This is a genomic window from Cellvibrio mixtus subsp. mixtus J3-8 (genome assembly GCF_000766945.1).
Classification (GTDB): domain Bacteria; phylum Pseudomonadota; class Gammaproteobacteria; order Pseudomonadales; family Cellvibrionaceae; genus Cellvibrio; species Cellvibrio mixtus_A.
In genome coordinates this window covers 79,137-105,693 of the sequence record NZ_KN266211.1, presented here as the reverse complement: position 1 = coordinate 105,693, position 26,557 = coordinate 79,137, and the positions used below count along the sequence as shown (strand labels likewise).

The 26,557-nt window shown below is 48.2% G+C and carries 25 protein-coding genes; 1 reads left to right on the top strand and 24 read right to left on the bottom strand.

The genetic code is table 11. The features are described from left to right. Positions 1-38 precede the first annotated feature (38 nt). The gene (locus tag A596_RS16665; RefSeq protein ID WP_039916874.1) at positions 39-1,961 is read right to left on the bottom strand and encodes a sodium:solute symporter family protein; all 1,923 of its coding nucleotides are present in this window, start codon (positions 1,959-1,961) and stop codon (positions 39-41) included. Between the two features lie 326 nt (positions 1,962-2,287). Here A596_RS16665 and A596_RS16660 point away from each other — a divergent pair, with 326 nt between their 5' ends. Beyond that, positions 2,288-3,289: a LacI family DNA-binding transcriptional regulator gene (locus A596_RS16660; RefSeq protein WP_039916873.1), complete on the top strand. Its 1,002-nt coding sequence runs from the start codon at positions 2,288-2,290 to the stop codon at positions 3,287-3,289. An 83-nt stretch (positions 3,290-3,372) separates the two neighbouring features. Here A596_RS16660 and A596_RS22245 read toward each other — a convergent pair whose 3' ends face one another. From A596_RS22245 to gspE, 23 genes are all read right to left on the bottom strand, one after another. Continuing rightward, the gene (locus A596_RS22245) at positions 3,373-3,693 is read right to left on the bottom strand and encodes a hypothetical protein (RefSeq protein WP_052417610.1); all 321 of its coding nucleotides are present in this window, start codon (positions 3,691-3,693) and stop codon (positions 3,373-3,375) included. A 466-nt stretch (positions 3,694-4,159) separates the two neighbouring features. After that, on the bottom strand, positions 4,160-5,314 hold the full coding sequence (locus A596_RS16650; RefSeq protein ID WP_039916872.1) for an AGE family epimerase/isomerase: 1,155 nt from the start codon (positions 5,312-5,314) through the stop codon (positions 4,160-4,162). A 409-nt stretch (positions 5,315-5,723) separates the two neighbouring features. Then, the gene (locus tag A596_RS16645) at positions 5,724-6,740 is read right to left on the bottom strand and encodes an AgmX/PglI C-terminal domain-containing protein (protein ID WP_039916871.1); all 1,017 of its coding nucleotides are present in this window, start codon (positions 6,738-6,740) and stop codon (positions 5,724-5,726) included. Position 6,741: 1 nt separating this feature from the next. Further along, positions 6,742-7,263 carry an ExbD/TolR family protein gene (locus tag A596_RS16640; protein WP_039916870.1) on the bottom strand — a complete coding sequence of 174 codons (522 nt, stop codon included), beginning with the start codon at positions 7,261-7,263 and terminating at the stop codon, positions 6,742-6,744. Beyond that, positions 7,260-7,811 carry an ExbD/TolR family protein gene (locus tag A596_RS16635; protein WP_039916869.1) on the bottom strand — a complete coding sequence of 184 codons (552 nt, stop codon included), beginning with the start codon at positions 7,809-7,811 and terminating at the stop codon, positions 7,260-7,262. Before A596_RS16635 ends, A596_RS16640 begins: the two co-directional genes overlap by 4 nt. Positions 7,812-7,837: 26 nt before the next feature. Beyond that, complete coding sequence (locus A596_RS16630; RefSeq protein WP_200882956.1) at positions 7,838-8,500, bottom strand: MotA/TolQ/ExbB proton channel family protein; 663 nt, start codon at positions 8,498-8,500, stop codon at positions 7,838-7,840. A 76-nt stretch (positions 8,501-8,576) separates the two neighbouring features. Then, positions 8,577-8,954 (bottom strand): hypothetical protein, encoded by a 378-nt coding sequence (locus A596_RS16625; protein ID WP_039916867.1) that lies wholly within the window; start codon positions 8,952-8,954, stop codon positions 8,577-8,579. Then, positions 8,947-9,714: a tetratricopeptide repeat protein gene (locus tag A596_RS16620; protein WP_084128502.1), complete on the bottom strand. Its 768-nt coding sequence runs from the start codon at positions 9,712-9,714 to the stop codon at positions 8,947-8,949. The genes A596_RS16625 and A596_RS16620 overlap by 8 nt, the downstream gene beginning before the upstream one ends. Beyond that, positions 9,701-12,592, bottom strand: coding sequence for a tetratricopeptide repeat protein (locus tag A596_RS16615; protein ID WP_039916866.1), 2,892 nt, complete (start codon positions 12,590-12,592; stop codon positions 9,701-9,703). The genes A596_RS16620 and A596_RS16615 overlap by 14 nt, the downstream gene beginning before the upstream one ends. Then, positions 12,589-14,538 (bottom strand): hypothetical protein, encoded by a 1,950-nt coding sequence (locus tag A596_RS16610; protein WP_039916865.1) that lies wholly within the window; start codon positions 14,536-14,538, stop codon positions 12,589-12,591. The genes A596_RS16615 and A596_RS16610 overlap by 4 nt, the downstream gene beginning before the upstream one ends. Next, positions 14,538-15,071 (bottom strand): hypothetical protein, encoded by a 534-nt coding sequence (locus tag A596_RS16605; RefSeq protein ID WP_052417609.1) that lies wholly within the window; start codon positions 15,069-15,071, stop codon positions 14,538-14,540. Before A596_RS16605 ends, A596_RS16610 begins: the two co-directional genes overlap by 1 nt. A gap of 293 nt (positions 15,072-15,364) precedes the next feature. Further along, a complete protein-coding gene (locus A596_RS16600) occupies positions 15,365-16,588 on the bottom strand; it encodes a hypothetical protein (protein ID WP_039916864.1) in 1,224 nt (407 codons plus the stop codon). A gap of 139 nt (positions 16,589-16,727) precedes the next feature. Continuing rightward, on the bottom strand, positions 16,728-17,711 hold the full coding sequence (locus A596_RS16595; RefSeq protein WP_039916863.1) for an FAD:protein FMN transferase: 984 nt from the start codon (positions 17,709-17,711) through the stop codon (positions 16,728-16,730). A gap of 3 nt (positions 17,712-17,714) precedes the next feature. Then, the gene (locus A596_RS16590) at positions 17,715-18,503 is read right to left on the bottom strand and encodes a type II secretion system protein N (protein ID WP_039916862.1); all 789 of its coding nucleotides are present in this window, start codon (positions 18,501-18,503) and stop codon (positions 17,715-17,717) included. A 42-nt stretch (positions 18,504-18,545) separates the two neighbouring features. Next, a complete protein-coding gene (gene gspM / locus A596_RS16585) occupies positions 18,546-19,025 on the bottom strand; it encodes a type II secretion system protein GspM (protein WP_039916861.1) in 480 nt (159 codons plus the stop codon). A gap of 37 nt (positions 19,026-19,062) precedes the next feature. Then, positions 19,063-20,337: a type II secretion system protein GspL gene (gene gspL / locus A596_RS16580; protein WP_039916860.1), complete on the bottom strand. Its 1,275-nt coding sequence runs from the start codon at positions 20,335-20,337 to the stop codon at positions 19,063-19,065. 69 nt (positions 20,338-20,406) lie between these two features. Further along, a complete protein-coding gene (gspK, locus tag A596_RS16575; protein ID WP_235425765.1) occupies positions 20,407-21,537 on the bottom strand; it encodes a type II secretion system minor pseudopilin GspK in 1,131 nt (376 codons plus the stop codon). Beyond that, the gene (gene gspJ / locus A596_RS16570) at positions 21,485-22,198 is read right to left on the bottom strand and encodes a type II secretion system minor pseudopilin GspJ (protein WP_039916858.1); all 714 of its coding nucleotides are present in this window, start codon (positions 22,196-22,198) and stop codon (positions 21,485-21,487) included. Before gspJ ends, gspK begins: the two co-directional genes overlap by 53 nt. Continuing rightward, complete coding sequence (gspI, locus tag A596_RS16565) at positions 22,170-22,664, bottom strand: type II secretion system minor pseudopilin GspI (protein WP_235425764.1); 495 nt, start codon at positions 22,662-22,664, stop codon at positions 22,170-22,172. The genes gspJ and gspI overlap by 29 nt, the downstream gene beginning before the upstream one ends. Further along, complete coding sequence (locus A596_RS16560; RefSeq protein WP_039916856.1) at positions 22,661-23,233, bottom strand: prepilin-type N-terminal cleavage/methylation domain-containing protein; 573 nt, start codon at positions 23,231-23,233, stop codon at positions 22,661-22,663. Before A596_RS16560 ends, gspI begins: the two co-directional genes overlap by 4 nt. Before the next feature lie 21 nt (positions 23,234-23,254). Beyond that, a complete protein-coding gene (gene gspG / locus A596_RS16555) occupies positions 23,255-23,716 on the bottom strand; it encodes a type II secretion system major pseudopilin GspG (RefSeq protein WP_052417607.1) in 462 nt (153 codons plus the stop codon). A 62-nt stretch (positions 23,717-23,778) separates the two neighbouring features. Further along, entirely contained in the window at positions 23,779-25,017 is a 1,239-nt protein-coding gene (gspF, locus tag A596_RS16550; RefSeq protein WP_039916853.1) for a type II secretion system inner membrane protein GspF, read from the bottom strand. Positions 25,018-25,027: 10 nt separating this feature from the next. Then, a complete protein-coding gene (gene gspE, locus A596_RS16545; protein WP_152600220.1) occupies positions 25,028-26,548 on the bottom strand; it encodes a type II secretion system ATPase GspE in 1,521 nt (506 codons plus the stop codon). Positions 26,549-26,557 lie beyond the last annotated feature (9 nt).

Genomic DNA, 26,557 nt, shown 5'->3' with positions numbered 1-26,557 from the left:
CGGTGGGGACTTAACCACACCGCAATCAAAAATAGTTATCAGGATTTTGCTAACAAATGCTCGTCTTTAGTGCCGGTGAGCAAGGCAGGTGGAATATCCGCTGGATAATCCTGCAAATGGCGATACCAGTTTTTCCACAGGAACAGCGCGCAAATAGCAGCCAGTCCCATAGCGATAAAGAATTTATCGAACTGCTGGATCACCAGGAAAATGGGTGCCGCAACCAGGGAGGTTTGCCACACAATGCCTACAAGCACATTCACCATATCGCGCAGGAAATGGGTATTTTTTATTAATTCCGGATGCTCTTGCAAACACAGCTCATGCACCGGCCCCCAGAAGCCCCAGGGGCGCACTTTCAAATAGAATTTTTTCAGCACGTCCATATCCGATGGAGCCGTAACCAATGACGTCACCACACAGGTAATCAAACAAATTACCAACAACCACGGGAATGCGTAGATGAAATCAATTTTGTCCAACTGCAATCCGAATACACCCAATGCGTGCGCCACAGCAGTATTTGCTTGCGGTATAGCGAGTGACAAGGCCAACACAATACCGACTAACATGCCCCAGAAATAACCATAGGCATTGAATCGCCACCAGTACCACTTGAGTACGTTAGAGGCGGTGTAACCACCGTAGAGGCCACTAACAATCCACTGTAATACGGTATTCACACTCGGGATAAAAAAGCCGAGCGCCACGCCAATCACAATAAATAACAACGATACGATGTAACTCATATACACGTAACGCTTGGGTTCGGCGTTGGGATTGATGTAGCGTTTGTAAATATCATTTACTACATACGCTGGTGCGGCATTTACGGTTGCAGCAAAGTTCGACATAAATGCAGCAAGCAAACCGGCAATTAATAAACCGAGCAAACCGCTGGGAATATAATTTTTCAATACAAACGGCAGAATTTGTTCAAAGTCGACATTCGAACCCATCGCACGCAAATCATTCATGAAGAAAGCGAGCGCCAATACGGTTAGACCGGCAATCAACATATAACGCGGGAACATCAATACAACAGTTACAAAACCACTCATCTTCGCAGCATCGCGCGGCGATTGCGTCGACAGCACGCGTTGCATATCGTAGTTTGGAGCAGGGCCGGCAAGGCTTAATAAAAAACCTTTGAACAACATCAACATGAAAAAGATGGCAAAGAGCGAATAGCCGTCAGCAGCAATTTTTTCATTAGCCGCATCCAGTCGCCCGGCCCAGTCCACATTCAAATGCCAGTTGACCGCAACACTGTCCCAGCCAGCCGGAACAACGGCGGCAATCATTTCGGGTGATACACTGTGTATCGCAACAATACCAACACCGATACTCGCAATCGTGGTCACAATAAACTGGAATACTTCGGTAAATACTACTGAGAACATCCCGCCTTTAATAATGTAAAAGGTGGTGATGATGGTCATGACCAAACCGTAATACACATCATTCATGTGGGGATCTTCAGAAAGTTTCCACGGGAAAAATACTGACGCAAATTTTCCGATGCCGATAAATCCATAAGCGAGGAAACCAATCACACCGACCAGCGCAAATGCCACCACAATGATGTTGGACAAGCGTGCGCCGCGGTCATCGCCAAAACGAAAAATAATCCATTCCGCCCCCGTCATTACCCCGGAACGACGCAGCCAGGTCGCGAGGAAAACCATCAGGAAAATCTGGTTAAAAGTGGGCCACAACCAGGGAATATAAATACTCGACAAGCCGTACACGAATAGCAAATACACCAGCCACATGGTGCCGCTGATATCGAACATACCCGATGCATTGGATAAACCCAGCATGTACCACTTGAGTTTATTGCCACCCAGGAAATAACTGTTCATATCCTTGGATGCGCGGGAAGAAACCCAAAAACCAACAAAAATTGTCGAGCAAATAAATAGCAGGACAATCGCAATATCGAGAAAGGGAAGAATCATGAACACACACCAATTTATTATGTGGATCGCCAATTTATGAAGTCGATTGTGATCGCTTTTCTTATCTGGTCCGGCACATCCGTGCTGTACTCCCGGATTTACCGGAAAAAACTGAGACTCAGGGGAACTGCAATCGACGACGGTGTAGCCAGCAAAGATATAGCACAACCGACCATAACCATCGCCACGTCCGGCTAATGTAACCGTTTACATGTTTTTTTTCTAGTCTCTTTTGGTGCGCTGTAGTAAATTTTCCGGCAAATAAGTAAATCTCCAATAAATTCAAAATCAACTGGCAGGCTGCCGGTCCCCATAGGTTGTTTTTTATGTCCAATATTCGCGATGTCGCCCGCCTGGCGGGTGTTTCTGTTGCTACCGTTTCACGTGCACTTAGCAACCCTGAAAAGGTGTCTCCGGAGAGCCTGGACAAGGTGCATAAAGCCATCGCAGAAGTTGGCTACCGCCCCAATATGCTCGCCCGCAACTTCCGCTCCGCGCGTGCCTACGCAGTGGTGGTGCTGGTGCCTGATATCGCCAACCCCTTCTACTCCTTGTTTATCCGCGCACTTGAAGACCGCGCGCACCAGAAAGGCTATGCAGTGCTGCTAGGCGATACCCGCGGCACTCCCGAGCGGGAATTGGAATATATCCGCCGTGTGGAAACCCGCCTTGCGGATGGCATAGTGCAACTGCGCCCCAGCTCGGAAAAAAGCCAGAACAATATTCCCGCCGACGTTCCCTGCGTAAATGCGTGCGGCTGCGAATACACCACCGGCCCTGCAATCCGTATTGATAACCGCGGCGCCGCCAAAAGCATGGTGAATTATTTGATCTCATTGGGGCACAAACGCATTGGCGTTATTTCTGGATTGAAAGATAACCCCCATGCCATTGATCGACTGGAGGGCTATAAAGAAGCGATCGCTGAAGCCGGTATTCCATTTGAAAAAGATTTGATTGCCGAAGGGGATTTCACCATGTGGTCCGGGCTTAACGCCGCCTTCCAGTTCTGCAATATGAAAAATCGCCCTACGGCAATTTTTTCCATGAACGATGAAATGGCGATTGGCGCCATGCAAACCCTCAAAAACCAGGGAATCCGTATTCCGGAAGATATTTCCGTGACCGGTTTTGACGATATCGCCTACGCAAAATATTCAGATCCAAGCCTCACTACCATTTCACAACCTGCGGAAGAAATGGGAAAAATGGCAATGGACATGTTATTGAAAGTGATTGAAGGTGAGCCATTAAGTCAACGTGAATGTGTATTGCCAACAGAATTTATTATCCGTAAAAGCACCGGCCCGGCACCGGGGAAAAAATAACCTTCACCAAAATACGGACAGGCAAAAAATAAAAAAGCCGATGAATAAATCCACCGGCTTTTTAAAGCAATGCTTATTGCAAATTATGGACGCAGGTAAACACGCCAATTTGAGCAATCACCTTGTGCATAATAGGTGGGGCTGCCAGGATAGAAAGTACAAGTAGGCCAACTACCGGAAGTATTTTTATATACACCAACGGTGTAAGTTCCGGTGGGGCATGAAATTTGATATTGATCGAATAAATAACCGCCCCCACCCGTTGAGTAAGTCTTTGTAAAAGTGCAGCCACCCCAGGAATTACCCAACACAGGATCACCAAACTCTGCAACTTTTGTATCCGCATGTGCAGCGGAAACCAAACCGAAAACCATAGCAGCTGTAGCAATTAATCTAAATTTCATATTAAGTCCTTGTGTTAACTATTATTGGCCCTGCTCCATGCTTCGCTCTCATTCGAGTGATAAATTTGGCCGTTATTTATCGCGATCCCACTCCTTTCCTATCGAAACTTCCACTGAATAATTTTTTAAAAATAAAAATTAATGTTAAAAAATGACGATTAAATTCCGTCAAGGAAGCAAGAAAAATAATTAACATAATTATTGCTCCCACCCCGACGAAACCGGTAATAGTGAGGGCTGTGCAGAGATCAAAAGTTATCACTAACTGTTGTTATTTAGACAACCTGTATACTAGACGACAAATATCAAATCGCAAGGTAGCAAAACAAGCAGGAATTTTTTTGACGCCGAAATCCATTTAAATAAGGATTTAATAAACAGGCAATGCGGGATTTTTTAAAACAGCAGGAATGATTTTATATTTAAAAGTGCATCACCCAATGAATGATGCACTTTTAATACATAATTATTGCTTTGCAGCCAACTCAAAATGGTCAAGTAACTCCATCGCTGCAACAATTAAATGATACAGTGTACTGGCCGGAGCCACATCGACAACTACTTCATCATTTCCACCGCGTTGGTCCACATAAGAGCCGGGTGTTGATGCACACAGATAATATTTAAATAAATCATCTACGCCTTTTACAGCGATTGCCTCAGCATCAACGTTGCCTTCACGAATCTGCACCAGGCTGGCTTTAATTAATTCCGTAATGCCCCAGCAACGTTTATTGTGATCGATCACATCACCAGTGTAAGACACCGCATCGAACAACAAACCGGATTTATCCATACCAATTGCTAATCCGCGCTCATATAGCGCTTTGGTATATTTTGCTACGGGACGGCCAGTGCGGCGATGATACCAATCCAGTAGCCACACCCACTCCATCATATGGCCCGGTTCTACCGTATCGCCTTTTGCATTAGGTAAGCGGGTCCAGTTATCATCAAAAAACTCAAACAACACACCGTGGGTTTCGTCGAAAAAATGCGTTTGGAAGAGTGCAAACAATTCACCGACACGCGCGAGATATTTTGCATTCCCGGTCGCATCATAAAGCGCGAGAAATGCTTCAAATAAATGCATATGCGGATTCTGGCGGCGGCACGCATACGCATAATCACCTTCAATCCAGCCGCCGACAATAGAACCAAAACGCGCATCCAGATGAGCGATTAACTTATCCGCTTCATCCAAATAGGATTGCTCGTTGAACGCGCGATAACACCAGGCATTTGCCAACAGAAAAAAAGCGTGGTCATAAAGATCCTGTTTGGTATCTACAACAACAAATTCTTTGTTTAATAAATGGGTATAACCACCACCTGCCGTTGGATGGGAAGCAACCCGCTGAACAAAATCGAGTAAATTTTTTGCTACTGTTTTCCCCTGCTCGCACCAACCGCGATGGTAAGCAGCCGCAAAGAAAAAGGCCTGGCGCGCTTGTACCCGCACGCGAGTGCTGGACTCGAGATCAGGTACACCGTCCGGTGTTAACCGCTCGTAATTAGCGTTAGTGGCAGGTTCAATTCCACGCTCCAGCCAAAGTGGCAGGGCGTCATTTTTAATCCAGCGTTCAAGGCGGCTCGCGGCCGCACGCAATGCTTGTGACATAAGAAGTTTCCCAATTCGCAGCGCCGCCCCTGGCGAGATGAATAAAAAAATCGAGCTGATTGCGGCTGAAGTGCAGGGCATTTTGCGGGAGGATTAACTTGGGCGCAAATAAAAAACCCCGGCAAGCCGGGGTAAAAAAAACACAACAGCGGGCTATGGCTTAACAATTAATCACTAACCATTGCTGGCAGGAGCGACAGAAATTAAAAACTACAAAACATCCAATCTGTAACCGATTACCAACAAATAACCATGAGTAAAAAGGCCTTAGCAAAATCATTATTACCAAAAATGTAACCGGTTTCAACAAAAATCAGAAAAATATCCTTTCCAGCCAGATTGTTAACCCGGAACGCCGGGAGTAAATAAATGATGCCGCCCCCTTAAATAAATGGAGACGGCAATAACGTCATTGTGGAAGGAAATCAAAAGTTTGATTAAGCGTGGTCCGTGCAACATTGGAGGCAGGAAACGTAATCAGTTTGATGCGCTGCAGAATTTTGCCTTCCAGTGCGCTATCGCCCAACTCGCTGGAAACCAGGCTGGCCTCAACAATACGGCCATTCGGGTCGATAACCAGCTTTACCACCATCTTGCCTTGCAACGCCGGGTTTTGCCGCAGCGCGCGGTTATAGATCAAATCAATCGCGCCTTTATGCTGCGCCATAACCTTGCGGATTTCTTCTTCGCTACGCGCTGCGCCACCAGCACCATCGCTATTTCCCGCTGTAGCGGTACCTGGTCCGGTTCCGGCCTTTTTAATAGATTCCGCGAGACCACTTTTGACTTTGGTATTCTCACGTCCGGACAAGGCAACACCACCAGTATCACGGCTCATCGCGGCGGTGTTAATGCCGCCGCTGCCCGATTTGGCACCGCTGGTAATCATAGCCCTATCTACCTGGGCGGCAGGTCCAGTGCTGTTAGTCGCCATTGTTGTTGCTGTCTCCACGGCAGAGGTTTGCATCATCTCGCGCATTTCAGCCAGGTCATCTTTAAACTCCATCACCCCGCTATTGGCTGCACGCTCACGCGCTTCAGCAACTGCCTGTCCCTGTGTGCGCGCGCGTTCTGTTACAGGCTTCTCTGCTGGCTTTACCGGTGTTTTTTCCGGCGGTTTTTCAATAATTTTTTTATCCACCGTGGGTGGTTCCGGCAATTTTTCTTCCTGCTTTTGCTCTTCTACTTTGGGGGGCTCAACCGGAATCGGGACGGGTAGCTCTTGCTTCTCCAACATCACCCGTGCCAGTTGCGGCGGCAATTGCTCTTTCTCAGCGCGCGTTAGCTCCGGCAACTTTACGACGGTTATTGGAATGGCAAGTGCAAAAAAAACGGCCAGTAACACCAGCAGAATTTTTTTGAAACGATCGTCATCTTTCGCTAATGCCCACGGCAATTGCAGGGTTGAAATGCTAGATGTACTCATCTCAACCCCCTGCTGGCGTATTACTAGCTTCTTTATGCATCACTGCCAGTGCAATATTGCGATAATCCGCCGCGACACAGGTTGCCATGATTTTTTTCAATTGCTCGTAGGGAATTGCCTGGTCACCTAAAATAGTAATAGCCCGGCCTTCTTTTTTTTCCGCTTCGCTTAACGGCGGCGCTTTACTGGCGAGATATTTCAATTCATTTTCCAACGGCTCAAATTTTCCATTGGTAGTCGCCATCATTTCCTGAATGCTACCGACTCGCTGGCCAGCTAAAATAATATCGTTGGCATTGACCACAACAACCAGCGATTCCTCCGGTAATGTTTCAGAAATAGACAATGGCAACTTTACGGTTTTATCGGTTTGCAGGATTTCCACGTCCGTTGAATAGTTGATGAGCAAGAAAAAAATCAACAACACAAAACAATCGATCAGTGGCACCAAATTAAGTTTGGGAACCAGATTCAACCGGCCACGATGTTGTTCCATCCGTTTTGCACGATGGGATTTTTTCATGGCTGCCCTCCCGTAACGGGTGTTACCGCCTGGGTCTGCTCACCCACAGGAGGGGCATCACCAAGGGAGACGTCGGGAAATAATTCAGCATTCACGACTGATGTTGCAACGACTGTTCGATAAGAGCGAACGGTATCCATGACTTGCACTAACGTTTGGTAATCGATATTTTTTTCTGCCAGTAAATAAATATCGCGCTTGGCAATACCTTTTTCACCAAGCTGACGTTTGATTTCCTGCAAATGCAGCGTCAGGTTTGGGTAATCATATTGGCCGGTGGCAGTTTTATCGATTTTCTTTAAACGAATTCCGGCCGGATAATTAATATCAAAATAATCTGCACGAACAATTAATTCCAATTGCGCGGGCGGTTCTTCTTGCGGTGCTGCGGGGTTGGCGGCAAGGTCCGGTAATTTCAAATCCAGTACAGTAATTTTTGAAAGAACCATTCCCATCAACAACACCGGCACCAGCACTATTACAAGGTTGATGAATGATGTTACATCAACATCAGCATCCTCACCTTTTCGTTTGGCTAAGCGGCGCATCTGGTTTTACCTCTGGACCGGTATTATTATTTATGCGCTGATTCTGCACGCTGTTTTGCCAGTGCATCTTGCGCATTGGTCAACAGATTCAGGCACTTCACACCGGCCATTTCCAAACTATCAATAATTTCCAGTGTGCGACTTTGAATCATCGAATGCGCCAACAGCAAAGGAATTGCCGTAAATAAACCAAATGCAGTTGCATTCATTGCTACCGCAATACTGGCCGACAATAATGCGGCTTTTTCCGATGGATCTGCAGCGGCAACAGCACTAAATGCTGAACTCAAACCGTGGATGGTGCCGAGCAATCCCAATAAGGTTGCAATGTTAGCCAAGGTAGCAAGGTAGCCGGTACGACGCTCCAGGCGTGGCACCGCCTCCATAACACCTTCTTCCATTGCCGATTCAATATCCTCACGGCGACCGGATTGCGACATACGCAATAACCCGGCACTGATAATACGCGCAACCGATGCATCAGATGTTTTGCCTAAATTCAATGCGCCTTGAAAATCGCGTTTTTGCAACAGGGCAAGGATGCGCTCAAATGCATCACGATTGGATTTTTTGGCGTGGCCCAAAAAAATAAACCGTTCAATAACAATCGCCATACCGACAATTAAAATAATGCCGATAGGGAACATAAATACGCCCCCATCCTGAAAGAAACGAATGATCTCGGTCATACTCATAAAAAATCCTCAACCCATAATTGGTATATTTTAAAAATGCAAACAATAACGCTGCGTCAAACAGCGTTATTTAAAATTCATCCAGCTCATCCGTCGCTTCCAATTCGCGGGTAAATTCTTCGCGCTCAACATGACCGAATACAGATTCCTGCTGGCTGCTCAACATTTCCATTTCCAAATCCGGGCTAGCGGGTGATTGCCAGGGCAATATATACATCACCCGTGGCTGTTCCTGATTACCCGTTACCGTCGTGCGCAAATTGATATTGGCTTCGCGTATTGTTTTTTGTCCGCCAGTGTTTTCGGCCGGCGCTTTTTGGTTATCCGCTGACGATGTTGCAGCCGCGGGTGGAGCGGGATTTGCCTCACTTGCCTGCGCCTGTGCAAGCACGGGCATACTGACAATAATCGACACTAACCAACAGACTTTGGCAATTAATTTACTCATCGCTTGCCTCTTCATCACTGGTATTGGCAGATGGATTTTCTGCTGTTGCATTATTCGTTGTTTCCGCAGGTGCAGCTTTCGGTTTAGGTGCAATGCCTAACCGCCGCTGTAAATCAGCAATCCAACCGGCAACTTGTTTGTCCCCGTCGCCGCGGATTTGTTGATAGGCTTCAAAATGTGCGAGGGCTTCCGCACTTTTGCCCAAATATAAATCATAAAGTATGCCGATATTCTTATGACTTTCGGCATGGAAGGGCCAAATGCTCAACGCTTTTTTATAATTGTTCTCTGCGTCACTAAATCGCCCACTTTCGCGCTGCAAAATTGCCAACTCGTTGTAGGCATCCAGGTTGGTGTGATTGGCATTAATGGCATCACTAAAAGCTTGCTCCGCACGCTTGTCTTCTTTTTGTGCGCGGTATACCAGGCCCAGATTTAAATAGGCACCGGACAATTTGTTATTTTGCGCAACCAATTGTTGCAATATCGTTTCTGCCTGCTGCCATTGTTTATTGCGCATAGCACGCGTGGCATTGGCAAATTGCTGCGCAACTGCATTGCTAATCGCAGGTTTACTTTGCAGATAAGGATTCGGGGTAACCGGCCCTGCGGGCAAAATAGAAACCCCGGCAGGCATAACAACGGTAGTCGCTGTCGGGAGCGCAGTTTCTGTTTTTTGCAATTCGGGTGCGAGTGATGAACACCCGGTGAGGGTGATTGCAACTACCAATAGGTAATAAGAGCGCTTAGTGAATTTCATCGCTCACCTCCAAACGCACTTCAGCCTTGTTATAGCGGCCAGGTAGTAATTTCGCGAGCGCATCAAAGCTGCGTTTTACACCGGTATCGTAAGTGCCTTTCCAACTACGCTGGGCATTGGCCTGGTGGATTTCAATTGCTTTTTCTTCAAATGGATACGCTTGCTCCTCCAGCAGGATTTCGTATTGCTCCAACGCCAGCTCATCCAAATCATTGGGACGTTGCGAATCCATAAGGTCGCGACTTAATTGAGCATACACTTCACCAATTTTGAAACTGGCTTCAGTCGTAAATTCAGCTATCCCGTAAGAAAGGATTTGCTCTTGTGCTTTAATCGCTTTTTCCATCGCCGAGCGTTTACGTTGCAAACTGTTTTTTAATGGCAGGGTCAATGCAATATGGGAAAACTCATCATAACTGGCCTGTGAAATTTCAGTTTGCGCGCTAGCCGCCAAATAAGTTGAGCGATCCGTTTTTTCCGCACCGGCCCGGTTGTGTGTATTTACAATATTCTGCAGCCAGAAATTACGTTTTTCCCGCGCTCCTGCTGCTTTATATAATTCGGTTAATTTAAATTGGGCTTCCAGATTATTAGCGAGCGGACGCGGATATTGTGTTGCGTAGCGCTGGTATTGCTCAATTGCTTGCGCACTTTTGCCAGATTTTTCATACAGTTCTGCGCCCATATACAACGATTGACGTTTTATATTCGGATCAGTACTCGTACGTTCCATCACGACCAATTCATCCGCCGCTTGTTGCCACTTATTCTGGTTCTGGTAAATCAACACCATTTTTGCCGGGAGCGTCGCAGCCAGTGCATGCTGCGGATATTTTTTGCGGAACGAGGTGTAAACATTTTCTGCCTGGGTCCATTTTTCCTGGTCCATTAAATATACACCGGCATCATATTGGGCTTTGATGGCAATTTCCGTATCCGGTGTTACCTGGGGGATGCGTAACAATTGCGCAATCGCAGCATCTTTATCGCCAAACTCAAGGCTGGATTCCGCCTGGCGATAAATACTCGCCGCAATACGCTCGCGCACTTGTGGCGCAGTCGGTGCACCGGGGGTTTTTCCATAAGCCGGCAATAAATTTAATACATGTATGTAGGCTTGTTCTGCAGCTGAATATTCTTTGGTTTCAAAATGGCTGTGGCCGAGAATCAGCCAGCTTGAAAATAACAGCGAACCTCCAGCCGGTGGTTGCCAGGCGATCACACGCTCGGCAATATTTTTTGCATCGACGTAGCGATTTTGCTGTAACAAATCATTCGCAGCTTCCGCCAATACCACTACCGCACGCGGATCAGTTTTATAAACATCTGCAAAATTTAATGCATTCTGGATTTTGCGATTTTTCCATTCGTCCAAACGATTATCTGGCAAGCTGCGCGCCGACTGGATTAATTGTTGGGGAATTAAAATCGCTGCGTAGCCTGCATCTGCGCCACGCAATTGATCAAGGTATCCGTAGGCAACTTGTTCATAAGCCTCCATGGCGGGCACCAGATCGCCAGCCTCATTCAATGATTCAGCAAGCAGGAAAGTCATCTCGGCCACTTGCGCATCTTTGGCAAACGTTTGTACAAACTCGCGATACCATTTTGCTGCACGTCCGAAAGCTGCTGTTGCTTCGACTTTATTGGCCGGTTTTAAACTTTGCGCCTGTGCGTGTTCATATTGCGCAAGCTCCTGTAAAGATTGATGCAGGTACGCTAATGCATTATCACCAATTGCACCTTTTCGTTCCGTCCAATAGCGACTGCTAATTCCATAACGCTCAACGAAATCCTGTTTTGCGGGAAGAATTAAACTGGGGAAATCGCCCTGTTGGTAAACATCAATCACCTTAATACTAAAGCTGGGAGCAAAATCTGAATTTGGATTGTTTTTTACAAAGTGCTGATAAGTTGCCGCACTGTCAGTAAAACGCTTTTGGTCCAGATAAAGCTGCCCCAACTGTTGATACAACAAAAATTCGTAAGCACGGCGTCCACCCAATTCAACTTGTAAATCACTAATAGATTGAGCGCCTTCAAGATATGACAACGACAAGCCCATTACACGCAACGTATCCTTTACCAGATTGGCTTTTGATGGACCAATATCATTTAATGCAGCATCGACATCCTGGGGGCCATTGGCATGGCCAATTAATTGGTCTAACACACCGGAAAAAGATTTCAACGCGAATTCATAATCACCGCGTTTAAATTGCGCCCACCCTTTCATGTACAACGCATTTTGTTGCAACTCTGGATTATTACCTTTTACCACGGCGTCATAGTTGCGCTCTGCAGCTGCGTAATCACCATCAGCAAAGGATTTTTCCGCGCGGCGAAATTGTGTTTCAGCCATAAATGGCGAATCAGGATTGCTTTGTGCGAGCTGATCCAGAATAACGGCAGCTTCTTCATTGCGCCCATCCAGCGACATTGCTTTGGCAAGCTTGTAGCGCAATTGATCCGCCTGAATACCTTTTGCTGGTGTTGCATTATTATTTTGTAATTGCAACAGTTCGTTATACATGGCGATAGGTTTATCGTACTGACGGCGCGTATCTTTTGCATCCAGCTGTGCTTTCTCACTACGCGCCATTTCCAGATCCGCTAGCCGAACCATAATTTGCTGGCGCAATGCCGGCTCTTGTGCAACAGCAAGTGCGCGCTGGTAGCTCTGCTCGATGCGCGCCACATCCAGCACCGCTACTGGTGTCTTGGCATTGGGAATTTTTGCATCGGGTAAGTCCGCAAGGGTTTTGCCACGACCATCATTGCCAATACCCAAGTTACCACATGCGGCTAATTGCCAACTGACGCCGATGGCCAGAGCCAATATGCTGATTTTTTTTAGTGCGCTATTGAGGTGTTTCATTCCGGTTGCTTCCTCAACTCCGCATCATATAAACGCGCCACTGCCAGATGCGCTTGCGCCAGATAATTATTTAAACGTTTTTCATGCGCCGCTAATTGTTCATCAACTTGATCGCGCAGCATTTTACTTTGTTGCTCAACCATTGCATCTGCTTGCAACAGGTTACCAGCTACCTCTTTGCGCAACTCATCCAGCCGTGCAATTGCAGGTTGAATATCAACGCTGGTCAGCGTGACTTCATCGATACGTTTACGAGTGTCGGCAATTGAAGCCAGCGCATCATCAATAGTTTTTAATTGCGCACGCTCCTCCGCGATACGCACTGGAAAATCTTGCGCGGCTCGCCACAGTAAAATCCCCTTAAACATTTTCAAGCGAGTTTCGACATCAACAATATCTTGCCCGGCTGCCTTCATTTGCCGGATGGTGTTTTCGCCGCGCTCTATACGGGCATATAACGCACGCGTTTCTTCATTGGCTAGCGCGATATAATTTCCATCTCTGGCAATGTTATTTATGCGTGCGCTGAGTTGATCACGCTGTGCAATCAGGGATTGCTGTTTATTGGCCAACACATTTTGCGCAGCCTGTTGTTCATGGCGACTGCGGCTGGCTTGCTTTTCAATTAATAATTCGCAATAGGCTTCCAGTTTCGGCTGCCATTGTTGCAAGAGTTTTTGCATACGCAACAGATCGCGTAAATCCAGAACAGATGTTTGAAAACGGGTTTTGGCAAACAATTCTTTCAAATAGGTTGAGCGGGTTTTAATGACGCTGGTGTTATCAAGCTTTAGCCAATTTTGGCCGTCATCAGTAATAACGGCCGTTGGAGATCCCTCGGCGGTTCCATCACCGCGCAATATTTTATTGGCATCACCCTGCGCGACGGCATCACTACCAACCAATGTTAGCAATTCGCCTTGTGTCAGCGTTGCACGCATATCGCGAATCAATTGAATTTCACGCGCGAGTAATTCTTCTGCGGTTTGGTAGGCAGCAACCGCCTCACCCTGTGCATTTAATTTTTCATACGCATAGGGAATAGCGAGCAACGACTCTTGCACAGCGGGCTGCATCAAACTGCGCTGGCGTAATACTTGCCAGGGCTTCAATGCGACATCGTATTCTTCTTGTGCAACGGCGGCCCAGCCATAGCCTAACAATGCCTGGTTGGAGAAAGCACCTTCCAAACGTACCTTGGTAAATTCACGAATGGCTGCGCGGTATTTTTTTTCGGCGAGATAAGAGTAACCCAGGGCGGTGTAGGCTTTATCCTGTAAGGCCCACTGCTCCTTTTGTCGTTTGGGTAGATCGGAAATATTAATATCTGCAAGCTCGGCAAAAAATTCCTGTGCACTTTTAAAATTACCGGCGCGCGCGTGGGCTGCACCAAGATTATAAAGCGCGTAGGGATTCCAGCTGCGCAGTTTTTCCACGTCTTCCGGCGTAATGCCAGCAAAGTTATTTTGGCGAATGCGAATATTAAATTGCAGTGCTTGCAGTTGTGCACGCAAGGCCGGTTTAAAACTTTCACTGACACGCGCGAAGCTTTGTTCCGCTGCTGAAAAATCGCCGCGGATATAATGTAATTTACCTAAATAAAACCAGGCAGCATCGCGCACCGATTGCGGGCGACGCTGATCTTGCAAGATAGTAGTGAACACGCTTTCAGCGTGGTGTTGCATACCAAACGCGAGGCTGATACCGCCCGCGATTAATTCGGGATTATCACTGTGCCCTTGAATACCATCGCGGGTATCAGCCACCATTAATTCTGATAATGCCGGAATATAGTCCTGCTGGTAATAGTGATAAAGTGCAACACCGTAGCGTAAATCAGCAACTGATGTTTTCATTTTTTCCGCAGCATTTGCTGCTGGAAAACAAACAAAACCGGCGAGAGCCAGTAACAGTGATGTGCGCCCTAGCCAGAGCAACGGGCGCATTACATTTGCCATTGCTTGATTTCAAAAACCGGTTGCAATTGCGCTGTGGAATCGACAATGCGCAATTCCAATACGATAGGGCCCTGGTTTTTATTGATAATCAGTTTTGCGCCGCGCTTGTAATCTTTGTGCGGACCACGGCCGGTAAAAAATGCACTGATTTCATGCTCACCGGATTTTAAATTGCCAATATATAATCGCTGCACACCACCGCGAAACAGGGCATTGGTTTGTTTGTCGGTATAGAGTTCGCTGGCGACCAGTTGATTATCAATTTCAAGCTTGATTGCATCCAGCGCAAAGAAAGTTCCCAGATCCATCGAGACATACACTGCGACCTGGGTGCTCGCAGGGTAGAGTAATTCTTCTTCCAGAATCAGCAGATCGCGATTGAGCGTTAGCACCGACTCCTTCAATGACTCCACCTTTACTTCCGGCTCCTGGGCCCGGGCGGTGGATGTCAAAAATAATGAAAGGCAAAACAATGATAACAGTGCAGCCAGGCGCAACCAGTGGCGCAAGGGTAGGGTCATGGTCTCTCTCCAAATTTTTTTATATAGCGCGCAGGACGGCATCACTGTTTGGGTTGGCACTCATCGCCACGTTAAGCAAATCATTCTAGAAGCCAATCCGGATCTTGGATGTGACTTTGAGCACAGTTGATCTGGCGCTTGAGTGATTTTTTGATGACAGTGATCAAGCCCTGCACAAAAGTGACAAGGCCGGTCATCCTGCGGCGGATAAAACAAAGCTTAGATGGTTTTTGGAGGGGGACAACTGCTTTTTACCTGCCCATGGGGCAGGTAAAAAACGGAGGGTAAACGTATTATTCGGTGATACGAATGGTATCGATGGCAATCACTCCGACGTAATATGGGGGTTTGCCATTCGCGTAAAAATGCACGCTCAGCTTGCGTACATTGGCAGGGTTGAAGCCGCCGGAAAAATTATCGCCCAGATCGACTTCCACCTCGTACCATTCGTTCGCTTCCATGTCGATTGTATCGGCGGTTCCTGTATCAAGCATAATGCCGCTACCATCAGTGGCTGCCAGGCTAAATGATATATGTCCGGCACCTACCAACTCAGGTGACACTCTAATTTGAATGCTGGCCGTTTTATTTCTGATATTAATCGCTTTGGTTAACGTTGTTTCCATAGCCCAGTGATCAAAACTGGTTTGCCACAGGGCAACAATATTTAATCCATGATTTACGGACTTATGAGCATTGGTAACACCGCCCGCATAGGCAACAAAGCTCCATTGGTTTGCAGAATCCTGCGAATTAAAGTGTTCGGCATAGATGTCTTTAGGCAGGGAAATATTACCGGAGCCTTTAACCCACTTAATATTATCCAGTTGGAAAACCACACCGGATTGTTGGCCATTTGGAGCCGATGGACGAATCAGTATGGGTGAATCAACCCGGCTTAAATCCAGGCCATCGCGAACCATATCGGCGATATCCAGTTCAACGGTTTGCCACTGGTTAAGGAAATTCACCGGCACCCAATAGGAATGGGAGGTACAAGGCCAACCACATTCAACAATGATTTCAAAAAGCGCTTCACCGGTATTTTGGTTATAGATAGTGCCAAAATCCTGCACATTCAGATCAAACTTTAATTTTCCATTGGCGAACTCTTTACGATCCTGTGGTGTGTCGCTGGCAATATTGAAATGGGCTACTACATCAGGCTGGTTTTGATAACTCACCTGCAATACTTTGGAATGACCAACCGAGGGAGAATCCACCAGCTTCCATTGCACATTGCTCGGGTTAGTTTCCGTGCGATAGGTCTGCGCTTCGCCCGTGACGGAATTTTGTTGCCATACCTGCATTACGCCCCAGTCTTTATTTAGGCATTCTTCAAAAATAGTTCCACCGGTTCCGCAAGCGGAATCTATCGAACTACTTACACCGGATGAGGTAATGCTGGATGAAGACTTGCCAGTCGATATGCCGCCTCCACCTCCCGAACCACCGCCGCCTCCACCACAGGCGCAAAGCAACAAGCTGGTTAAAACAATTCCTGTAACACGTGTCATACCGACTCCTTGAGAGAAGAAGCATCAATTTAAAAGTAAGCGGGAAAGTTATTGTCAAAAATGACGGAAGAAAAAGCCTGTGTACTTTAACAAAATTTGTTCAGAAAATGGCGCATAAATATTCGATGGGCGACACAACCTACTGCGGGGGCATCAAGCCGTTGCTGTAAAGCACCTTGCCTTTTTCAGTGATAATCACGGCATCAAAACCGGGTAGGCTATTAATAATCGCCAATCCCTGTTCCGGCCCCTTAATAAAAACCACTTTGGACAGGGGATCAGTATCAAAACCAGCCGGGCCAAGGATGGTAACGCTGGTGACCCCATGGGCAGATTTCCCGGTGCGCGGATTAATGATGTGGTGGACCCGCTCACCCGTTGCTTGATCAATGAAATAGCGCTCGTAATCACCTGACGTAGAGAGGGAAACATTTTCCAGGGGCAGAGTTACTGCAACCGATTCTGCGCGCGGATTTTTAATCCCTACCAGCCATGGCCGCCCCAAACGGTCACCAATAACCCGGCTATCGCCACCGGCTGTAATATTCGCGTGTTCAATGCCAAATGTTTTTAACACGGCCAGTGATGTGTCAACTGAATATCCCTTGGCAATTCCACCGAGATCCACATACACCTGCGGATGCTCAAACCATACGGTGTTAGCTTTTACATCCAGGTGAATGAAACGGTAATTAATTAAAGGTAATAATTCTTCGCGCTGTTTTTCACTGGGTTTTAATTTTTTGCGGTAATCGTAATAGCGTGCGAGGGAGGCAAAAGTAATATCAAAAGCGCCATCACTCAGGCGGCTGTAATACAGAGCTTTATCGAGGATTGCCGTTAATTCGGGGGAGATCTTCAGCGGATTTTCTGCATTCGCTTTGGGTGCCAATTGGTTTAAACGGTATAGCTCACTGGTCTCAATATAGGGACTGAAATGCGCATCGATCCGACGCATTTCTGTCATCACTGCGGTGATTGCCTGCTCGGCTTTGGCATCATCTTCATGCCACAAAATCACACTGACTTTGGTACCCATAATACTCTGGGTGTCGGTATGCCACTTTGCTTGTACACAGATTGGCAATATCGACAAAACCAGCGCGATAAAAACCTGTTTCATAATTTAGAGATTCAGATCTACGCGGTAGTGATGTTTATTTTCCGGATCAACACGATCCAGCTGTGCAAACATGGCAAGGATATCTTTCGCATTAGCCGCCTCAAAAAACGCTTGCGATGCCGCTAATTCCCCCGAGATACGGCCACCGCTGGGTGCAGCCAATTCAATTTGCAAATTCGTTTCCACCGGGCCGCTTAAATGGAAAAATTTTGCCGAAATACCATTCTTGCCGTTATCACTCAATTCCGCCGCATAGCTGCCGATATCTAACCAGTTTGCACCGGTATTCACCCGCGCACTGTTCCAGGTAAGGTTGCCTTTGAGTTTCAGCAACACGTTGCCGCGCAATTGCAATTCGTCGATGTGCGCCGATAGCTGCCCTTGAATGGGCACGGGAATTTTTGCTTGCAACAGTGAGGAGGGTGCCGATAAATCAGCATCATGCACTTGCACATCTCCGTTTGAACCCGCGCAGACTTCGCCATCAAACTGTTGCATCGGTAATTTCGTTGTTACCATCGCACAACGTGTAAGTAACGAAAACGGACTTAATTTCCAGCTCAATTGCCCGAGCGACTGTTCCTGCCCGCTGAGCTGGACACTGGCGAGACTAGCCTTGCCATTCCATATACTTCCAGTCACACCGCTCATTGCTAATCCGGTTCCTCGCGTTAACACCCAGGCTCCCCAGGTCGCCGGAATACTGCTGAGCACGAAGATAAGAAAAAACAATACGCCCAGGCTAATCCAGAGTTTTTTATAGGCTTTTAGTAAATCGGGAACAGTGCTCATAAGATTTCTTTTTTGGTCGCGGTTAACAAGAACAACTCAATATTATTGCGCTTTTTGCAAACGCAAATTGACAGTGACCTGACCCGGGTCATTGGTAGATGCCAATGATAAATCCGTAACATTCACGCCTTGTTTATATTCCATGTCATACAACCATTGCATCAATGGTTCATAGGCAGCGCGATCCAGACGCACACGCACATCGCCATTGGCACCGGGTTGCAGGTTACTCATTTGCAAACCATTAGCGCGTAAACTGGAATCAATTAAACCATTGATATTCTCGCCGGCGTTTGCCGTATCCTGTGCGCGCAATTGCTGGATCTGTGCCGCAAGAATTTGTACGCGCCCCAATGTTTGGGTCGAGCTGGTATTGGCCTGATACAGTTGATCACGCTTTTTCTGGATAGGTGTTAATACCAATATCCACACCAGATAAAGCAGTACCAAAACACCACAACCAAGGATCAGCATTTGCTCGTGGCGACTATATTTATTTAAAAAATTCAGTATTTGATTCATGATTTTTCCTCGATGATTTCACGCAACAATTCATCGACTACTGTGGATTTTTGGTAATTTTCAAACGCGCGGTTTGAACATTACCCTGCGCATTGGCACTTAACACTTCAGCGTTAAACCCCTTGGTGCGAATATTTTGCGCCAGGGTTTCAAAGGTCGCGAAACTGTCAGCTTGCACATTAATATTTAGCTCGCCAATTTCACCCACATAAGCAATGCCTTTAACACTGACATTGGGCACAGATGAAATTTGTGGCAGGACAACAACGAGTATTTCCATTACCCGGCCAGATTGATTGGCCGGCTGCAATTGCTTTAAGGCGGTGGTCAATTGTTTTTCCGGATCAACCATCCGCCCCTGCGGAATTGCACCACGTGCTGCTGCTTCGATTTGTTGGCGAATTTTTACGTTTTCACCACTGAGCTTCTGGATTTCAAAAATCAACACTCCGAGATATACCGCAGCACAAACACCGGCAAAAATCGCAACAGACTTCCAGATTTTCCACCAGCGCTCAATGGGCAAACGCTGGGAGAAGTCGCCCTGGCAAATATCGATCGCTGTACTGCTGTAATCCAGCGCCCAGGCATCCGCCACGATTTGATCTTTAATCGAACCCTGTAATTCTGCAGGCACCAATTCGGTGAGCTTTACGAGATCTTCTTCTGTGGCTGCGCGCAACTGTAAATCCGGCAAACGGTCTACACGTTCTTGCGATGTTAACAACAAGGATAAAGCCATGCGCGCGTGCGATTCGGCCAGGCTAAACCCCAAGGCAGGGGCATAGCGTATGTAGAATTGCCCATCATATAAACCCAATGACCAATGGTTGTAGGCATCGCTTGCAGCTTCTTCTGCCCGAGGCAAAATCAACGGTGCCGACCAGCAGCGAGTAACTTCTATGCCTAGCGTGGCCAATTCGGCAAATACCGCTTGCAGCCAGGTTTTGTCGGTGTAGGCAACCACGACCCGCCCATCTGCCGGAGCCCCCAGGGCGAAATGCAAATCTTCCACATCACCAACAACACTATCTTCGAGTTGGAATGGCAGCAAATTGCGCAGATGTTTCTTTTCTTTTTCGCTGTATTCCAGCTCGCGCGTTCCAACACTGTTGCCCGGTAAAATTAACCAGGTAGATTGGTTGCCACCCGTGCGTTCGCCCAATGCAGTGCGCAGGGCCTCACGATCTCCACTCGCGGCGGATTCCGGTTGCGGATTGCCGTCGCTACCCAACCAACACCAACGAAACCAGTCGGCCAGGGTTTTGCCATCGGCAGATGTATTTACTGCGAGCACCAATTGCATGGACATAAGTTTGCTCTGATCAAATCACTGAATTAAGTTTTCATTATTAACCGGGATGAACACCAAATGCCGGAATTATTCGACCAGTTCGGTTTCACCATCGTCGTCTTCGTTTTCATCCTTGCGTACCACTGTCGGTAATTCAAACACGTCATCACGCCGGATCACTTTCAGGCTCTGGCGTTGTCCGATTTTGTCACGCACCATTAAGCTGCGCATACTTCGGCGCTGGTCCACTAGCTGGACGGTAGCGTTTAACCAGAAATAAGTGGCCATGCCATTTAGATCTGTAACCTCTTTGCCGGCAAAGGCTGTTTGAATCTCGCTTGTTTCAAAGCCCGTTTCGGGGCGCAATTTTATCGCCTGCTGGACGTCGGCCGCCGCTGCCGGGGCCAATGAATTAGCATCGTTAATCGTTAACAATAAATTATTAACGCCTTTGCCCGTAACAGGATCCACAAGCTCCATCGTATTGATGTTCAATCCAGCCTTGGGTATGGGTAAAACGGTGATAAATGGCATCAACCGCATTACCAATAAGGGGTTTTCGTTAAAACCCCTGACCAGGCGTAATTCATCCAGCGATTTAAACAATGTATTAGCCGGCAGATAAGGTTCCGGCATGCTCTGGTAATAATTGGATTCCGCTCCGCCCTGGCCGGACTCGCTCTCATCTTCATCGATCCAGTCAACTATCGCTTCCAGCAAATATTCGGCCTGATCCTGCCCCAACGGCATGTCCGGAAATGTTTGCAATAGCCGGATAAAGCGTTTTTGTTGTGGAGAATATCGCTCCGGATTACCGATCGGAGTTTCCGGTTTTAACGCGGTGCCCAAATCATTTAAATTCAACTGATTACTGGCATCGCTCAACCGTGCCACCCCGGAAACGCCCTGGTCTTCGATAGGGAATTCAGTACTCCAGGGCTCGCCTAGAAAATCCTTGCTTTGTTCAATGTCCAATTGGCCAAACATTAGCTTGGCTACTTCTTCTGTTCCTTCCAGAAAAGCCCGGGCCTGGGCGCCATGCCAGCGGGTTTCTGCGCGGGCAAGCCCTAATTGGTACTGTGCAGCAAACTTAACGCTCAGGGCAGCCACCAGCGCGACAATCAGCAATACCAGCACCAGTACCGTTCCTTGCTGGGAAGCCTGGTTACGATTGCGGCGACGGCTGGAACTGTTCAGGCAGCGCAAACAGGCGAGCAATTGACCCGACTCCTTTAATTTTGATTGTGATTTCTACCGCTAATGGCAAACCGGTAGCGCCAGCCGTTGCATCCGGCCAATCCTGCAGCCAGTCATCAGTAAATTCGCGGCCTTCCAGCACACTTTTACCGCGCGAAGTTATAACTCCCTGATGTAAAAACCGTAACTGCAGATCTTCAACATTCTCCAGTAATAGCTGGTGAAAACCGTCATCTTCTTCCAAATCAATATCCGCCAACTGACGATTGTATTCCGGCGCAAAATCACGCCAGAGCTTGCCATCCAGTATGCGATATTCAACCAATTGCAAATCGCTACGCGGCAGATTGGAAAAGTTAACCCAGCCGCGCCGCTTGAATATTAATAACACTTGATCGGCATCTTCACCCGAACCATCCAAAGTCTCGCCTTTGAATATCCAGGTACGATCATTGGTTCCAGGTGGCACGATGTGGCGTAAATCTGCAGCGATAAGCTGCCAGGCACGATCTATTTTATTAATATCATTTAACACTTCATTGGTGCGTGTTGCGCCTTTATCGGCGGCATCCAATGATTGGAAAGCCATGACAGCAATAATCGCCGAGATCACCAGCGCGATCATAACTTCCAGTAGGGTAAAACCCCGCTGGTTATAGTTGCTGGGTGGATTCAGGATCACTGATATACCCTGTCAAAAGTGCCATTGCCGGTTTGTCTTCATCTACCGCGGTGCGTCCCAGTGTCGGTCCGTCTGCCACTCCCAACAGCCGCACCGAAATTTCAATGCGTTTAAAGCCAGGTTCGGGCAAGGTGTCCATAGCGATAGTTTTTTGCTGCCATTGCCAGCGTAAACCCGCCAGGTCCACGGTTCCGGAATCTTTCTCAGGCACCTTGTAATCCGGCAAGCGTTTTAACACCTTCTGTTGCTGCAACAGGCGAATACGCGTTAGTTGGTTTTCTGCCACCCAGTAGGCGTAAGTCTTATCGCGAATGACGGCGGAGCCGTCGAGCTGCGTCATTATCAGCGCTATCATCGCCGGCAACGCCAGGGCAATAATCATGAGGGCAATCATCGCCTCCAGCAGCGTGAAACCACGCGTCTGTTTTAACGGCAGGAATGACCGGCGCCTCATTTGTTTGTTCATAGGCCTTTGCGCTCCGCTTCAAGGCGCTCTTCTTCATTAATCCAGTGCAATTCACCCATCAGATTCAATTCAAATTTCTGGGTTTCAACATCGTCATCCATATTGGTTTGACTGGCGAAAATCTCAATTTCCACCTCACCCGAAGCATCACCACTGGGGAAAAAACCGATAACCGGGTCCTGGTATTCCAGTTCGGGATCGTACTCCCATAACTCCTCATCAATGGTGAATTCAATCGCCAAACCTTCCGCGATACAGTGAGGCGCAAGCTCTGGCAGGTCTTGCCATTGACGATCCCGCACACGTCGCCAGGTGTAACACCATTGCTCCTGCCCATCGATATCCTGCGCAGGCCGCAATTCAACAAACAAGCCGTAGGTTTCACCTTTCAATACCGCTTGCTCGGACACATAGCTGGCCTGCAACATAAACTCTTCCGCTTCCTTGCGCGCATTATCGGCAGCGGCATTACCGCCTACCGCAATCGAAATCACCCCCACCGCCAGGCCGATGATAAACACCACGACGATAATTTCGATCAGGGTAAAACCCTGCTGGCGGGGGCTCACAACGGTTATCCGCAGGTAAACTTATTCCGCATCCCAGATACTGATGTCAGCGTTCTGGCCTTCGCCGCCACTCACACCGTCAGCGCCCAGGCTGTAAATATCATATTCATGGCCTTCACCGGGGCTCATGTATTGGTAGTCATTGCCCCAGGGATCTTTGGTCAGGTTATCGATATAGCCAGACTCTTTGTAATTGCGGGGCACCGGCGCAATAGATGGTTTGGTGACCAATGCTTCCAGGCCTTGCTCGGTCGTCGGGAAATTGAAGTTATCGATGCGATACAACTTAAGCGCAGTTTGCAGCGAACTGAAATCAGCACGCGCTTTCTTGACGTTCGCTTTATCGAGGTTATCCATCACGTTGGGAACCACAATACCGGCCAGCAAACCGATGATGATTACCACCACCATGATTTCGACCAGAGTAAAACCCGCCTGGCGGGCTTCGGCCTTACGGCCGGGGTAACGCAGACTTGTGTTCATAGTGTTCTCCGGAACAGCTTTGAATGATTGGATTGAAGAAAATTGGTACGGATTGCGCTGGCTTAAGTCAGCTTGGACATTTCGAAAATCGGGGTCAGGATCGCCAACACAATAAGGCACACAGCACCGCCCATAAAAATAATTGTTGCCGGCTCAAGCAACCCCATTGCCACGCCCAGCATCATTTCCAGTTCGCGCTCCTGGTCTTTGGAGGCGTTGTCCAGTTGCTGGGGCAAGGTGCCGTTGGTCTCACCGCTCGCTACCAGTTGTACCAGCAATGGCGGAAAATGGCCGGTATTTTCCATAGCGCGACTCAAACTCATACCTTCACGCACTGCAGCAGCTACCTGGTCGCAGGCCTCTTGCAGAACCTTATTGGTCATCACTTGACCGGAAATGTTCAATGCTTGCAAGAGCGGCACACCACTGGCGGAAAGCAAACTGAGGGTAGCGGCAAAACGCGCGGAGTTGATCTGCTTTACCAGCTCACCAATAACCGGAAGTTTTAATTGGACAACATGCCATGCACGCAATCGCTTTGGGTCGCGCATCATACGTTTGACCAGGTAATACACTCCGATCAACGCAATAAAGAGGTATACCCCATAACTGATCAGGAAACTGCTAGTCGCCATTAACGCTTCAGTCAAGGCGGGCAATTCGCGCTTGCCCTGCTCGAAGATTTTTACCAGCTTGGGCACCACCAGCACCATCAACGCGATGATTACGGCCATACTCACGACCAACATCACAATCGGATAAATCATCGCCATTTTGATGCGTTGCTGTAGTATCTGGCTGGTCTGGGTGTAATCGGCAAGGCGTTCCAGGACGGGGCTGAGATAACCGGAACCTTCACCCGCCCGCACCAGTGCGCGGTACATATCATTGAATGCAACCGGGTTATCACCCATCGCCTGCGCCAGGCTAAACCCCTCCAGAACGCGGGTGCGAACTTGCAACACTACGCGTTTGACATTGGCTTTTTGCGATTGCTTGGCAGTTGCGTGCAGGGCTTCATCAAGCGGCAAACCGGATTTCACCAGCGATGCCAATTGGCGGGTAATCAAACTGAGGTCACGCGTACTTAATTTAGAGGCGCGGCGACGGAAACTGGCTTGCAGGCTCAAACCTTCATCATTTTTGGCAGCGGCCGCTTCACCGGCCGCACTGACCACTTCCAGCGGCTTTAATTTTTTCGCCCGCAACTGGGTGCGGATGTGCCGCTCGGAATCCCCCTCAAGGATTCCCTTAACGGTTTTCCCTTCTTCATTCAGCGCTTTGTAACTGTAGGCACCCATGAAATCTTCCTTATAGCTGCGTGGTTACACGCAGAACTTCTTCAATACTGGTGATGCCATTCAGTACACAGGTACGGCCGTCATCGCTCATGGAGGCGCTGTTCTTGCGCGCTTCCGCCAGAAGTTCTTGTTCGCCGGCTTGCTCGTGGATCAAATGGCGCAGGCGCTCGGTGATCTCGATCAGTTCATAGATACCCTTACGGCCGCGATACCCCTGATGGTTACAGTGCTTGCAACCGCTGGGCGCCGGGCGCCAGATCGGTGTATCCAACGGCAACTTCAGCATTTCCCGCTCGGCATCACTGGGCATATATTGCTCTTTACAGTGGGTACAAAGCACACGCACCAGGCGTTGCGCCATCACCACCTCAAGGCTCGAAGCCAACAGGAAGGGTTCAACGCCCATATCCTTCAGACGCAACACCGCACCAATGGCGGTATTGGTATGGAGGGTGGATAACACCAGGTGACCCGTGAGCGATGCCTGGATCGCAATTTCAGCGGTTTCACCATCGCGGATTTCCCCCACCATCACCACATCAGGGTCCTGACGCAAAATGGCGCGCAAACCGCGTGCAAAGGTCATATCTACCTTGGCGTTAACCTGGGTTTGCCCGATACCGGGAAGCAGATATTCCACCGGATCTTCAATCGTGAGGATGTTGCGGCTGCGGGTATTGATATGGCTGAGGCTGGCATAAAGCGTGGTGGTTTTACCCGAACCGGTCGGGCCGGTCACCAGGATAATACCGTGTGGTTTAATCAGGTTTTTCGTCAGGCGCTCATAAACCTGCGGCGGCATTTGCAACTGCTCAAGGCGCAACTGGCCGGCAGCCTGATCGAGAATACGCAATACGATACGTTCGCCAAACGCCGATGGAATGGTAGATACACGGATATCCACCGCGTGGCCCGCAAGCCGCACGGTAATACGGCCATCTTGCGGCAAGCGCTTTTCAGCGATGTCCAGCCGCGCCATTACTTTCAAACGGGAAACCAAAACAGGTGCGAGTTCCGCTTTCGGAGACAGCACTTCAGTTAGTACCCCGTCGATACGGAAACGCACTGAAACGCGGTCTTCAAATGGCTCCAAATGTATATCCGAAGCGCCTTCACGCACCGCCTGGGAGAGAATCGCGTTAATCAAGCGGATAATGGGTGCGTCGTCATCGCCTGCAAGCAAATCGGTGCGATCAGCCAGGTCATCGGCCATGGACGATAAATCGAACTCATTACCCAGGTCTTCAGCAGCGCGCTGGGCAGCACCGTCACCACTCTGATATTCACGTGTGAGACGCTTTTGAAAATCTTCTGCCGGCATTTCTTCCAGCTCAAAACCGGCACCTAGAATGCGTTGTAACTCCAACAACACATCGAGAGTCAAACCAGGCTTATGCAATACCTTGGGCTTCACGCTCGCAGTGATATCTTCCAGCATCACACCATGTGCAGATGCAAAGCTGAATGGCAAACGCTCAAGACCGGCAGCAACAGAATCCTGCGCATCAGGGGATGGCTCATCAACAACGATGGGCTCTAG